Here is a 12,852-nt window from a genome sequence, read left to right as displayed (position 1 = left end):
GGCCGCGGGAGGCGGAAAGGAGGGCGGCGGGTCACCAGGCCGTCCAGCCGCCGTCCACCGTGAGGGTCGTACCCGTGACGAAGCGGGAGGCGTCGGAGGCGAGGAACACCGCGGCCCCGCCCAGTTCGTCGGCGCTGCCGACGCGGCCCAGCGGGGTGCCGGCCGTGATCCGCTCGCCCCAGCGGCTGTCCAGCAGCCCGGAGCTGAGGTCGGTGTGGAAGTAGCCCGGGGCGAGGGAGTTGACCCGTACCCCGCGATCGGCCCATTCCACGGCGAGCGCCCGGGTCAGCGCCTCGACGCCGCCCTTGCTCGCGGCGTACGCGGCGATCCGCTCGAAGCCGGTACTGGCGTGCACCGACGAGACGTTGACGATCGACCCCGAACGCTGGGCCAGCATCGCCTTGCCCGCTTCCCGGCAGCAGTAGAACGTGCCCTGGAGGTTGACGTCCAGGACCTGCTGCCAGTCCTGGTCGGTGACCCGCTCGCTGCGGGTGAAGTGCGGGCTGATCCCGGCGCAGTTGACGAGCGCGTCCAGCCGGCCCGTCGCGTCGGTGATGCGCTCGGCCATCTCCCGCACGGCGGCCGAGTCGGCGATCGATCCGGGGACGACCAGTGTCTTGCCGCCGTGGCCCGCGAGTTCGGCCGCGAGCTGGTCGAGGTCCGGGGCGGTGCGGGCGGTCACGGCGACGGTGGCGCCGGCCTGGGAGAGGGCGACCGCGATCGCCCGGCCCAGCCCCTTCCCCGCCCCGGTCACCCACGCCGTCCTGCCGTCCAGGCGCAGTTCGGTGTTGACGTCGGCCATGGCTCAGCCCTCCGTGGGGATGTCGCGCAGGGTCCGCTTGAGGACCTTGCCCGAGGGGGTGCGGGGCAGTTCGTCGACGAAGTCGACGCGGGCGGGCACCTTGAACTTGGCCAGCCGGGTCCGGCAGAACTCCCGGAGCTCCTCGGCGCCGGCCTGCGTGCCCGGCCGCAGCACCACGAAGGCGCGCGGGACCTCGCCCCAGCGGGGATGGGTCAGCCCGACCACGGCCGCCTCCAGCACGGCGGGGTGCTCGTACAGGACGCGTTCCACCTCGGGGGTGGCGATGTTCTCGCCGCCGGAGACGATCATGTCCTTCTTGCGGTCGTCGATGTAGAGGAAGCCGTCCTCGTCGAGGTGGCCGATGTCGCCGGTGTGGAACCAGCCGTCCCTGAGCGCGGCGGCCGTGGCCTTCTCGTCGCGCCAGTACCCGGCGAAGACCTTCGGCCCGCGCAGGGTGATCTCGCCGAGCTCGCCCGCGGGCACCTCCTTGTCCTCGTCGTCGACGATCCTGACCCGGGTGTGCGGCACGGGACGGCCGACCGAACCCAGTTTGGTCAGGGCGTGCTCGCGGTCGAGGAAGGTGTCGCCGGAGACGGTCTCGGTCAGGCCGTAGGCGTCGGCGTACCAGGCGTTGGGGAACGCGGTCATGATGCGCCGCAGCACGGGCTCCGGGGTCTTCTCGCCGCCGCCGAGGATGAAGCGGACCGAGGCGGTGTCGTAGGTGTCGCGGTCGGGGACCTCCAGCACCGCGTTGACCATGGCGGGCGCCAGCCACAGGTTGGTGACGCGGTGCTTCTGGATCGCGTGCAGCGTACCGACCGGGTCGAACCTGCGCTGGAGCACCACGCCGCCGCCCGCGTAGAGGGTCGCGAGGCCCGGCATGTCGAGACCGCCGACGTGGTAGAGCGGACCGCACACCAGCGTGGTGTCGGCCGCGGTGAGCCCGAAGTGGACGATGTGCGCGAGGTTCTTCGCCGCCAGGTTCCCGTACGTGATGCGCACGCCCTTGGGACGTGAGGTGGTGCCGGAGGTGTACATCAGGCGTTGCAGGTCCTCCGGCCCGACGTCCACCGGCTCCACCCGGGCGCCCCGGTGGGCGGCGAGCAGCGCCTCGTAGTCGATCCAGGACGCGGTCGGCGCGGAGCCGACCAGGATCCGGTGCTCCAGATCGGTCAGGCAGCCGGCGCTGCGCTCCATCGCCGGGGCGAACTCCGGCTCGGCGATGACGGCCCTGGCCTGCGAGTGACCCAGGATGTACTGCCACTCCTCCTCGGAGAGACGGTAGTTGAGCGGCAGGAACACGGCGCCGATCCGGCTCGCCGCGTAGACCAGCTCCAGGAACTCCGGCCGGTTGTAGAGGAGGAGGGCGACGACGTCGCCGCGCCCGATGCCCAGTTCGGTCAGCCCGGCGGCCAACTGGTTGACGCGTTCGTGCAGCAGACGAACCGTCAGTTCCTGGTCCTCCTGCGCGACCGCCACGGCGTCGGGCCGCTGGGCCAGGTGGTAGTCGAGGATGCTCGCGAAATTGTGCACGGCTCACTCTCACTGTGTGGTGTTCGACGACGACCGCGGCCGCCCCGGCTCTAGGGCAACCCGGATCCCGACCGGTCGGTTGCCCGCACCGAAGATTTAGTGTACCCCTTGGTCTATAAAACTTGTTTCCGCACTTTACGACGGCATGAAGGCCTCGACAAGCGCTCCCGCGCCTGCCGCTGCCGAAGCCGCCTGAATGTGCCGAAGAAGCCGACGAGGAGGTGCCCGTGCCACGCATCCGCTTCGACCTCGACGGGCCGGTCGTCACGGTCCGCCTGGACAACCCGCCGATGAACGCCTTCGACTCCGCCCAGCGGGCGGAGCTCTCCGCCTGCGTCCGCGAACTCGCCGACACCCCCGGCGTACGGGCCGTGGTGCTCTACGGCGGAGAGCGGCTGTTCGCGGCCGGCGCGGACGTGAAGGCACTGGCCGCGATGGGTCCCGAGGAGGTCCGGGGCTGGAACCGCGCCCTGCAGCGGACCTTCGACGAGGTCGCACGCCTGCCGATGCCGGTCGTCGCCGCCCTCACCGGCTACGCCCTCGGCGGCGGCCTGGAGCTGGCCCTCGCCGCCGACTACCGGGTGGCGGCCGACGACGCGCTCCTCGGCCAGCCCGAGGTGCAGCTCGGCATCATGCCGGGCTCCGGCGGCACCCAGCGCCTCACCCGCCTCATCGGCCCCTCCCGCGCGAAGAACCTCCTGATGACCGGCCGCCGCGTGGGCGCCGACGAGGCCCTGCGCCTCGGCCTCGTCGACGAGGTGGTCCCACCCGCCCGCGTCCTCGACACCGCCCTCGCCTACGCCCACCGCCTCGCCGAGGGCCCGGCCGCGGCCCTGGAGGCGATCAAGGAGGCGGTCGACCACGGCGCCGACACGGGCCTGGCAACCGGCCTCGCCCTCGAACGCGCCTTGTTCACCGGCGTGTTCGGCACCACCGACGCCGACACCGGCATCCAGTCCTTCCTTGAGCGCGGCCCGGGCCGCGCCCGCTTCGGAGACACGGCACAGGAGCGCCCCAGAGGGAATGCGGGACCAGACGACAGAGCCGCGCTGTAGCGCCCCCGAAGGGGGGCTGGGGGTCCCCCCGGCCGAAGGCTGGGGGAGGAACTGCGCGACCAGCCACGACGGCACCGCAGCCGAACGACGACGCACGACGACACGAAAGGGGTGCCCCCATGAAGGCACTGCGCTGGCACGGCGCACAGGACCTCCGCCTCGAAGAGGTCCCCGACCCTCCCGACCCCGCCCCGCACGAGGCGGTCGTGGAGGTCTCCTGGTGCGGAGTCTGCGGCACCGACCTGCACGAGTTCCTCGAAGGCCCGCACATGATCCGCACCGGCCCGCACCCCCTCACCGGTGCCGAGCCGCCCCTCGCCCTCGGCCACGAACTGAGCGGCACCGTCGTCGCCCTCGGCACCGCCGTGCCCGGCATCGCGGTCGGCGACCGCGTCACCGCCGACCCCGTCTGGCGCTGCGGCGTCTGCTTCTGGTGCGCGCGCGGCGAGTACCACATCTGCCCCAGCAGCGGCTCCGTCGGCCTCGCCTCACCGGGCGGCTTCGCCGACCGCGTCACCGTGCCGATCGCGGGCCTGACCCGGCTGCCCGACAACGTCACCGACGAGATGGCGGCGGTCGCCGAACCGCTGGCCGTCGGCCTGCACGCGGTGACACGTGCCGGTGTGCGGCCCGGCGACAACGTCCTGGTCGTCGGCGGCGGACCGATCGGCGTCGCGGTCGTCCTCGCGGCCCGGATCGCCGGCGCGGCCGGCCTCTACGTGAGCGAACCCCTCAAGGAGCGCCGCGAGATGCTGCTCGGCCTCGGCGTCACCGAGGCCTTCGACCCGGCGGAGACCGATGTGCGACGCGAGGTGTTCCTGCGCACCGGCCGGATCGGCCCGGACGCCGTCATCGACGCGACCGGCGTGCCCCGGCTCGCCGCCCAGGCCGTCGCCACCGTCCGGCGCGGCGGCCGGGTCGTGCTCGCCGGAGTCGGCCACGGCAGCGTCGAGTTCGACATGGGGCAGCTCGTCTTCTACGAGCGTTCCGTGCTCGGCACGCTCGGCTACAACTTCGACATTCCCCGCGTGATCGACCTGATGAGCACCGGGCGCCTGGACGCCTCGGCGCTGGTCACCGGACGTTTCCCGCTCTCCGCGGGAGCCGGGGTCTTCGCGGACCTGGCCGCAGACCGGGCCCGCCACCTCAAGGTTCTGCTGACCCCGAAGGGATGACCGACATGGATTTCGACCTGCCCGAGGAGACTCTCGCCCTCAAGGAGATGGTCCGTGAGTTCGCGGCCAAGGAGATCACTCCGCACGCGGCCCAGTGGTCGGAGAACGAGGAGTTCCCGACCCAGGTCTTCACCAAGCTCGGTGAACTCGGCCTGATGGGCATGCTGGTGCCCGAGGAGTACGGCGGCGCCGGCTCCGACATGGTCACCTACGTCGCCGTGATGGAGGAACTCGGCGCCGCCGACCAGTCGGTGGCCTCCTCCTGGAACGCCCACTCGACCATCGCCACGCTGCCGTTGCTCGCCTACGGCACCGAGGAGCAGAAGCACCGCTGGCTGGCCCCGCTGGCGGCCGGTGAGGCCATCGGCGCCTTCGGCCTGACCGAGCCGGAGGCCGGTTCCGACGCGGCGGGCATCGCCACCACCGCCCGCCGGGTGGACGGCGGCTGGGTGATCAACGGCACCAAGATGTTCATCACCAACGCCGGTACCGACATCAGCCAGGGCGTCACCATCCTCGCCGTCACCGGCCGGGAGGAGGGGGGACGCAAGCGCTACGCGACCTTCTACGTCCCGACCGGCACTCCCGGCTACACCGTCGGCCACAAGCTGAAGAAGCTCGGCTGGCACGCCATGGACACCCGGGAACTGGTCTTCGACGGCTGTTTCGTCCCCGACGACCACCTGATCGGCGAGGAGGGCGGCGGTCTGCGCCAGTTCCTCTCCGTCCTCGACAAGGGCCGGATCAGCGTCGCCGCGCTCGGGCTGTCCCTGGCGAAGGCGGCGCTCGGTCTGGCGGTCAAGCACGCCACCGAACGCCACCAGTTCGGCCGTCCGCTGTCGGACTTCCAGGCCGTCGGGCACAAGATCGCCGACATGGGCACCGAACTGGAGGCCGCCCGCTGCCTGGTCTACCGGGCCGCCTGGCTCGCCGACCAGGGGCGCCCGCACAGCACCGCGTCCGCCATGGCCAAGCTGTACGCCTCCGAGGTCGCCAACCGGGCCGCCTCCCAGGCCGTCCAGATCCACGGCGGCTACGGCTATGTCCGGGAGTCGGAGATCTCCCGCTTCTACGCCGACGCCAAGATCCTGGAGATCGGCGAGGGCACCAACGAGATCCAGCGCAATGTCATCGCCAGGGCGCTGGTCAGCGAGGCGTGAGCGGGTTCCCGCGGTGTGCGGACGTACACCGCGGGACCGTCGTCCGTCAGCCGGCGGCGGGCACCTGCTCCCACTCGGCCTCCGGGTCGAGCGGAAGCCCGGGGCGCTCGCGCTTGAACGCCTCCGCCTGCTCCTCGACCCTCGGCAGGGCGTGGTCCGGCGCGCCGAACCCGCGGAACAGGGTCGCGCAGTACTCCCGGGACAGGAACGGCGCGTCCCACTGCCCCTCCGGCCGCACCCACTGGTAGGTGTGGTTGTGCAGGTTCAGGAACTGCAGGGTGGCCAGGCGCGGCGAGGTCTGCCGGAAGACGCCCTGGGCCATGGCCTCCGAGAGCAGCCCGGAGATCAGCTCCTCGAAGTCGGAGCGCTGGCCCAGCAGGGTCTTGAGCTCGTCGCCGCTCAGGCTGCGGTAGTCGTGTTCGTAGACCCAGATGTGGTCGAGCCGCCGGAAGATGATCGTCAGCAGCGACTCCGAGAGGAGCCGCAGCCGCAGCAGGGGCTCCTCGTCCAGGTCCGCGATCTGGCGGGCGCGGGCGAGCAGCGGCCCCATCACCCGGGACTGGATCTCGACCAGCAGGTTCTCCTTGGAGCCGATGTAGTAGTACAGCGCTCCCTTGGCGAGCCCGACCGCGCGACCCAGGTCGTTGATGGAGGTCGCCGCGTACCCCTGCTGTGCGAACAGCGAGGCCGCGATGTCGATGATCTTCTGGCGTCTGACCTCGAAACCCGGTCCATGGCCCGGCGGACGTGGCATGGATTCCTCTCCCCGCGTGATGTGACGACGTGTCGATTGAAACAGGCTCCCGGGCCCGCGTCGAACAGCCTTCGGCACATCCGGGGGAAGCGGACTCCAGGGCGTCGTTCCAGTTTGCTAGACCAAACGGTACATTAAAACATGGAATACAGACGGCCCGGCCGTCTCTGTGAGCATTGCGAGGACGCGCATGACGCAGGTACCGCAGCACACCGGCTCCGCCCCAGCGGACGACCTCCTGGAAATGTACCGCCGTATGCGGCGCATCCGGCGCTTCGAGGAACGGGCGTCCGATCTGTACAAGGCGACGGAGATACCCGGCTTCCTGCATCTGTCCATCGGGCAGGAGGCGAGCGCGGTCGGCGCGTGCTGGCCGCTCACCGAGCGCGACGGCATCACCTCCACCCACCGCGGCCACGGCCACGTCCTGGCCAAGGGCCTGGACGCCGCCCCGATGATGGCCGAGCTGATGGGCAAGGACGCCGGCACCAACCGGGGCCGCGGCGGCTCGATGCACATCGCCGACCCCGGCATCGGCATCTACGGCGCCAACGGCATCGTCGCCGCCGGACTGCCGATCGCCGGGGGCGTCGCCACGGCCGCCAAGCTGCGCGGCCGGGGCGACGTGGTGGTGGCGTTCTTCGGGGACGGCGCGGTCGCCCAGGGCATGTTCCACGAGGCCGTCAACCTGGCCGCCGTATGGGACCTGCCGGTCGTCTTCCTCTGCGAGAACAACCACTACTCCGAGTTCTCGCCCGCCGCCGAACAGCACCGCGCCACACTCGCCGCCCGCGCCGACGGGTACGGCATCGGCTACGAGCACGTCGACGGCAACGACGTCCTCGCGGTGAAGACGCTCATGACGGACGTGGTGGCACGGCTGCGGACGGGCGGCGGACCGGTCCTGGTGGAGGCCGAGACCTACCGCTGGCACGGCCACTACGAGGGCGACCCGGAGCGCTACCGCCCGGCCGAGGAGGTCGCGGCCGCCAAGGAACGCGACCCGCTGATCATCGCGCGCCGGCACCTGGCGGCGGCCGGGGTGGCGACGGCCCTCGTGGACGCCGTCGACGAGGAGATCGACAAGGAGATCGAGGCGGCCGTGGAGTGGGCCCGCAGCCTGCCCGAGCCGGCCCCCGAGACGCTGTACGACTTCGTCTCCGCCCCGCGTACGGCCGTACCCGAGCCCGCCCCCGCCGCGGGGGAGGTCTTCCGCACCATGGACGCCGTGCGCCTCGCCCTGGAGCACGAACTCACCGCCGATCCGGACGTGTTCGTCGCCGGCATCGACGTCGGCGCGGGCGGCAACGTCTTCGGCCTCACCCGGGGCCTGGCCCAGGCCTTCCCGGGCCGGGTCCGGGACACCCCGATCAGCGAGAGCGCGATCCTCGGCGCGGCGGTGGGGGCGGCCATGGCCGGGATGAAGCCGGTCGTCGAGATCATGTACATGGACTTCATCGGCGTCTGCCTGGACATGCTGCTCAACCAGGCCGCCAAACTGCGCTTCATGACCGGCGGCCGGGCGAGCATGCCCCTGGTCGTGCGCACCCAGTTCGGCGCGGGCCGCTCCTCCGGCAGCCAGCACTCCCAGTCCCTGGAGGCCCTGCTCGCGCACATCCCCGGCCTCACCGTGGTGATGCCCTCCAACCCCGCCGACACCTACGGCCTGCTGCGGGCCGCCATCCAGGACCCCAACCCGGTGGTCTTCGTGGAGAACCGCCTCCAGTACGGCTTCAAGGGCCCCCGCCCGCCGGCCGACCACCTCGTCCCGCTGGGCCGGGCAAAGGTCGTCAGGGAGGGCACCGACGTCACCCTGGTCTCCTGGTCGCGGATGGTCCAGGACTCCCTGGCGGCCGCGGAAGTCCTCGCCGCCGAGGGGGTGAGCGTCGAGGTGGTCGACCTGCGCACGGTCGCCCCGCTGGACCGCGAGACCGTTCTCGCCTCCCTCGCCAAGACCAACCGGCTGGTCATCGCCCACGAGGCGGTACGGGACTTCGGCATCGGCGCGGAACTGTCGGCGCTCGCCGTCGACGAGGGCTTCTGGCACCTGGACGCGCCCGTCACCCGGGTCGCCCCGCCGCCGATGCCGGCCCCCTACACCCCCGCGCTGGAACGGCTCTGGCTGCCCTCGCGCGACACCATCGCCGACACGCTGCGACGGATCGCGGCGGTGTGACCCACGGGCCGCCCGACGCATGACGAAGGGGTGCCCCCCCGGGATCCGGTCCCGGGGGGCACCCCTTCGTCATGGTGTGTGTGCTTCGTGGTGTCCGCCGCCGGCCCGACTTCGTCGGCAGGACAAGGGAGGGCCGGCGGCGGTCCGGCCGTGACCGTGGATCAGACGGTCGCGACCGGAGTCAGCGGACTGCCCTGTGTGCCGGGCAGGTTCAGCGGGGGAGCGGTGAGCAGGAAGCGGCTGCGGTTGTGCTCGCGCAGCCACGCCGCCAGGTCGTGCAGGTACCACAGCTCGCCGAGCGGGACGCCCAGCTTGAACAGGCACAGGTGGTGGATGGGGAGCAGGGTGTGCCGGCCCTGGGCCTGGGTGACGCCCACCCCCTCGACCGCGTAGTTGTCGGAGATCAGCGCCGACATCTGCGAGTCGGCGATCCACTTGAGGATGTCCGGGTCGTCCGCGTCGAGGTACGCGGCGGTCTGGTGGATCGCCACCGGGTCCGGGTTCTTCTCCCAGGCGAGGATCTGGGTGGCGAAACCGGTGTGCAGCAGCACCATGTCGCCGGGCTCCACGGTCACGTTGTCCGCGGCCATGATCTCCTGGAGCTGCTGGTAGCTGACGGCCTGGTAGCCCGTGCCCAGGTGGTGGGCGATGTCGATGAGCACGCCCCGGCCCTGGACGCCGTGCTCGGCCATCTTCTCCAGGCCGAGGTGGCGGGCGAAGCTGACGCTTCCGCTGCCGTCTCCCTTGGCGTCCTCCTGAGGCCCCACCAGGTCGGTGCCGGGGCGGAAGCCGTTGTAGTAGACCGGCTCGGCCTCGCCGTCGCCGTCGGCGTCGAACTCGGCGCCCTGGTGGGCGAGGGAGTCCCACTGGGTCGAGTACTGCAGCCAGAGGGTCACCACGTCGTCGGACCAGACGTCGATCAGCGAGGGGTCGATCTGGTCGCGCGCGACCACGTTGTAGAAGACGTCCTGGTTGTGCGCGAGGTCCTCGGTGGGCTTCAGGATCGGCGGGTAACGCCGCTGGTTGAGGGCGGTCCCGCCCGGATAGTCCAGAGGCAGGCTCAGGCTGAAGGTGACCCCGTGCTCCACCTCGCGCACACCCTGGAGCACCTTCTCGGCGGTCAGCAGGTTGATGCGCCCGAGTTCGTCGTCCTCGCCGAAATCTCCCCACGTCGATCCCGGCGGCCGCTGCTTCCAACGCTTCGTCACGATAAAACGCCTCCTTAGACGACGGTCCCCGTCGACGGTCGTGGCCGCATGCTATTTCTAATGTACCGAGTGGTCAACTAGTGGGACGGTTTGGAATTGAGGCTTCATATTGCTCGCTTCGATCAATAGACTGACTGGTCGAAACGTCTACCGCTTGGAGAGGCAATGAGCGAATCCACACCGGCGTGGGTCGCGGCCGGGGTCCGTGCCGTGATCGGCGCGCACACCCAGGCCCAGGACACCGGCCGCACCGACGACATCGTCGCGCTGTACGCGCCCGACGGGATCCTGGAGCTGCCCGGCATGGACCCGGTGCGGGGCCACGACGCCCTGCGCGCGGCCTTCAAGGGCTGGGCCCCCACGCAGCCGCAGCTGCACCTCGTGGGCAACACCGTCGTCACCGCCTCCGGGCCGGACGAGGCGACCGCCACGAGCGACGTGGCCTTCTTCCAGCGGGGCGAGTCGGGCTGGGCCCCGCAGGTCGTCGGCCATTACGAGGACACCCTGCGGCACGTCGACGGCGCCTGGCTGATCCAGCGCCGCGTGACCGTCTTCCAGGCGTAGTCCGCCCTCCGTCCGCTTCCACCCTTCGCCCCTGCTGAGAGAAGAAGACACATGACCATCTCCGCCGAAGAAGCCCTGGCCGGCGTGCAGTCCGTCATCGCGGCCTACGCGCACGCCATCGACGCGGGCGACGCCGGCACCGTCGCCGACCTGTTCACGGAGGACGGCGTCTCCGAGATCGCCGGCCAGGGCACCTTCCAGGGCCGTGCGGCGATCCGTGCGGCCTACGGCGCCTTCAAGCCGCAGGCTCCGCAGCTGCACCTCGTCGGCAACACCGTCCTCACCTCGCCCCCCGGCGAGGAGGTGACGGCCACCAGCAACCTGGTGTTCTTCGCCCGCGGCGAGCAGGGCTGGGCCGTCCAGCTCGTCGGGAGCTACGAGGACACGGTGGCCCTCGTGGACGGGGCGTGGCAGTTCCGCAAGCGGGTCACGAACTTCAGCTGACCCTGCCGGACGCCCCGGCACCGCCGAGCGCCCGTGCCGCCGGTCCCGCCCCGTGACGGGACCGGCGGCACGGGCGCCGCCGTGTTCAGTCCCGCTTCTCCGCCTTGGCGAAGGAGAACGCGGGGAAGTCGTTCTCCACGGACTCGTTGATCAGCTCCTGGAGCTTCCACCGGCCGGTCGGGTTCAGCAGCTGCTTGATCGCCTTGCCGGGGATGTTCGCCCCGTAGAAGTAGCTGCTCTTGAGGAAGGAGGACTGGCCCTCGCTGTCGTTGACCAGGTTCGTCCACTCCTCCTCCGCGGCCGCGGTGACCGCGACGACGTCGTGGCCGTGGTCGCGGGCGTGCGCGAGCACGTCCATCACGTAGTCGACCTGGTCGCCGGAGTAGCGCGGGTTGTTGCCGAGCGCGCCGTGCGGTCCGCCGGGGAAGAAGAAGTTCGGGAAGCCGGCGGTCGCGACGCCCAGGTACGTCGACGGACCGTCCCCCCAGTAGTCCTTGAGCGCGAGCCCGTCACGGCCCCGCACGCCCAGCCGGTTCAGGGCGCCGGTGCCGAAGTCGTAGCCGGTGGCCCAGATGATGATGTCGACCTCGTGCACGCCCTCCGCGGTCTCGATGCCGCTCTCCGTGATCCGGATGATCGGCGTCTCGTTGATGTCGACGAGATGGACGTTCGGCTTGTTGTACGCCTCGTAGTACCCGGTGCCGAACGGGGGCCGCCGGCCGCCGTAGCCGTGCCCCTTGGGGATCAGCTTCTCCGCCGTCGCGGGGTCCTTGACGATGGAGCGGATCTTGGCGGCGATGAAGTCGCAGAACTCCTCGTTGACCGTGGGGTTCGTGGTCATGTCGTAGTAGTGCTCGGAGAGCTTGGTGAAGCCGGGGCTGTTCCACTTCTGCTCGTAGAACTCCTGCCGCTGCTCCGGGGTGTCCTCCAGGCCCGAGCGCATGGTGATCTGGTGCAGGAACCCGCTCACCGAGGTGTTCAGCGTGTCGCGGATGGACTCGAAGTTCGCCTTCAGGTCCGCCTGCTCCTCGGCCGTGATCGGCCGGTTGTTCAGCGGCGTGAGCCAGTCGGCGACCTTCTGGTACACCGTGACGGAGGCCACCTCGTCGGCGATCGCCGGGACGATCTGGACCCCGCTGGAGCCGGTGCCGATCTGGGCCACCCGCTTGCCGGCGAAGTCCACCGGCTCCTTCGGCCACCGGCCGGTGTGGTGCTGCTCACCGCGGAAGTCCGCGCGGCCGGGGATCTCCGGGACGAACGGCACCGAGAGGATGCCGGTCGCCGCCACCACGAACCGCGCCCGGCGCTCCGTGCCGTCCTCCGTCCGGACGGTCCAGGTGCCCGAGGGCTCGTCCCAGACGGCCGAGGTCACCTTGGTGCCGAAGGAGATGTGGCGGCGCAGGTCGAACCGGTCGACCACGTGGTTGAAGTACCGCTCGATCTCCGGCTGGCCGGCGAAGTGCTCCGACCACTCCCACTCCTCCCACAGCTCCTTGGAGAACAGGTAGCCGTAGGTGTAGCTCTCGGAGTCGAAGCGGGCCTGAGGGTAGCGGTTCCAGTACCAGGTGCCGCCCACACCGGTGCCGGCCTCGATCAGGTGTGCCGAGAAACCGGCCTCGCGGGCCCGGTAGAGCTGGTAGATGCCGGTGACACCGGCACCGATCACGAGTACGTCGACCACGCCCTGCTCCGGTGCCTGCGCCTGGGCGCCGGTCGCTGCCTCCGGCACCTTCGTCGATTCGCTCATCTGCCCTCCAACGTGACAGGGGCCGCTGCTCCCGCGTGCGCCTTGAATGATGTTTCGACCAGTCGGTCGAATATTCAGGCCGAGCGTAGGGGAGGGGGTGGGCCCGATCAATGGTCCGGGGGCGCGGGTTTTGGGGTTCCCCCGGAGATCTCGCCGCACGGCGGGCTCGGTCCGCGGTGCGGACGGCCGGATCGGCGCGATGGATTGATTGTACCGACCGTTTGAATTAACTTT

At 70.8% G+C, this 12,852-nt stretch carries 11 protein-coding genes; 6 read left to right on the top strand and 5 right to left on the bottom strand.

All coding sequences use genetic code 11. The features are described from left to right. Window positions 1–31 precede the first annotated feature (31 nt). Both ACIPSJ_RS50405 and ACIPSJ_RS50400 read right to left on the bottom strand, forming a co-directional pair. Window positions 32–802 carry a 3-oxoacyl-ACP reductase family protein gene (locus tag ACIPSJ_RS50405; RefSeq protein WP_359221777.1) on the bottom strand — a complete coding sequence of 257 codons (771 nt, stop codon included), beginning with the start codon at window positions 800–802 and terminating at the stop codon, window positions 32–34. A gap of 3 nt (window positions 803–805) precedes the next feature. Then, window positions 806–2,335, bottom strand: a complete 1,530-nt coding sequence (locus tag ACIPSJ_RS50400; RefSeq protein ID WP_393658528.1) for a long-chain fatty acid--CoA ligase — start codon at window positions 2,333–2,335, stop codon at window positions 806–808. A gap of 227 nt (window positions 2,336–2,562) precedes the next feature. Here ACIPSJ_RS50400 and ACIPSJ_RS50395 point away from each other — a divergent pair, with 227 nt between their 5' ends. From ACIPSJ_RS50395 to ACIPSJ_RS50385, 3 genes are all read left to right on the top strand, one after another. Beyond that, a complete protein-coding gene (locus ACIPSJ_RS50395; protein WP_401356896.1) occupies window positions 2,563–3,390 on the top strand; it encodes an enoyl-CoA hydratase/isomerase family protein in 828 nt (275 codons plus the stop codon). Between the two features lie 119 nt (window positions 3,391–3,509). Then, window positions 3,510–4,565 (top strand): 2,3-butanediol dehydrogenase, encoded by a 1,056-nt coding sequence (locus ACIPSJ_RS50390; protein ID WP_401356894.1) that lies wholly within the window; start codon window positions 3,510–3,512, stop codon window positions 4,563–4,565. Beyond that, on the top strand, window positions 4,562–5,725 hold the full coding sequence (locus ACIPSJ_RS50385) for an acyl-CoA dehydrogenase family protein (RefSeq protein WP_401356892.1): 1,164 nt from the start codon (window positions 4,562–4,564) through the stop codon (window positions 5,723–5,725). Before ACIPSJ_RS50390 ends, ACIPSJ_RS50385 begins: the two co-directional genes overlap by 4 nt. A gap of 46 nt (window positions 5,726–5,771) precedes the next feature. On the opposite strand, the gene ACIPSJ_RS50380 is transcribed toward ACIPSJ_RS50385, so the two are convergent. Further along, window positions 5,772–6,479, bottom strand: coding sequence for a TetR/AcrR family transcriptional regulator (locus ACIPSJ_RS50380; protein ID WP_359221771.1), 708 nt, complete (start codon window positions 6,477–6,479; stop codon window positions 5,772–5,774). A gap of 190 nt (window positions 6,480–6,669) precedes the next feature. On the opposite strand from ACIPSJ_RS50380, the gene ACIPSJ_RS50375 reads away from it, so the two are divergent. Further along, window positions 6,670–8,655, top strand: a complete 1,986-nt coding sequence (locus ACIPSJ_RS50375) for a pyruvate dehydrogenase complex E1 component subunit beta (RefSeq protein ID WP_401356889.1) — start codon at window positions 6,670–6,672, stop codon at window positions 8,653–8,655. 161 nt (window positions 8,656–8,816) lie between these two features. On the opposite strand, the gene ACIPSJ_RS50370 is transcribed toward ACIPSJ_RS50375, so the two are convergent. Continuing rightward, on the bottom strand, window positions 8,817–9,863 hold the full coding sequence (locus tag ACIPSJ_RS50370) for a cyclase family protein (protein ID WP_355723639.1): 1,047 nt from the start codon (window positions 9,861–9,863) through the stop codon (window positions 8,817–8,819). 165 nt (window positions 9,864–10,028) lie between these two features. On the opposite strand from ACIPSJ_RS50370, the gene ACIPSJ_RS50365 reads away from it, so the two are divergent. Both ACIPSJ_RS50365 and ACIPSJ_RS50360 read left to right on the top strand, forming a co-directional pair. Beyond that, the gene (locus ACIPSJ_RS50365) at window positions 10,029–10,427 is read left to right on the top strand and encodes a nuclear transport factor 2 family protein (RefSeq protein ID WP_401356886.1); all 399 of its coding nucleotides are present in this window, start codon (window positions 10,029–10,031) and stop codon (window positions 10,425–10,427) included. Window positions 10,428–10,478: 51 nt separating this feature from the next. Beyond that, window positions 10,479–10,871 (top strand): nuclear transport factor 2 family protein, encoded by a 393-nt coding sequence (locus ACIPSJ_RS50360; protein WP_401356884.1) that lies wholly within the window; start codon window positions 10,479–10,481, stop codon window positions 10,869–10,871. 85 nt (window positions 10,872–10,956) lie between these two features. Here ACIPSJ_RS50360 and ACIPSJ_RS50355 read toward each other — a convergent pair whose 3' ends face one another. Continuing rightward, complete coding sequence (locus ACIPSJ_RS50355) at window positions 10,957–12,618, bottom strand: flavin-containing monooxygenase (RefSeq protein ID WP_401356882.1); 1,662 nt, start codon at window positions 12,616–12,618, stop codon at window positions 10,957–10,959. Between the last annotated feature and the right edge of the window lie 234 nt (window positions 12,619–12,852).

Source organism: Streptomyces sp. NPDC090088 (genome assembly GCF_044747345.1).
Taxonomy (GTDB): domain Bacteria; phylum Actinomycetota; class Actinomycetes; order Streptomycetales; family Streptomycetaceae; genus Streptomyces.
The sequence above is the reverse complement of the archived record's forward strand: the minus strand, read 5'-3'. Positions and strand labels throughout refer to the sequence as shown.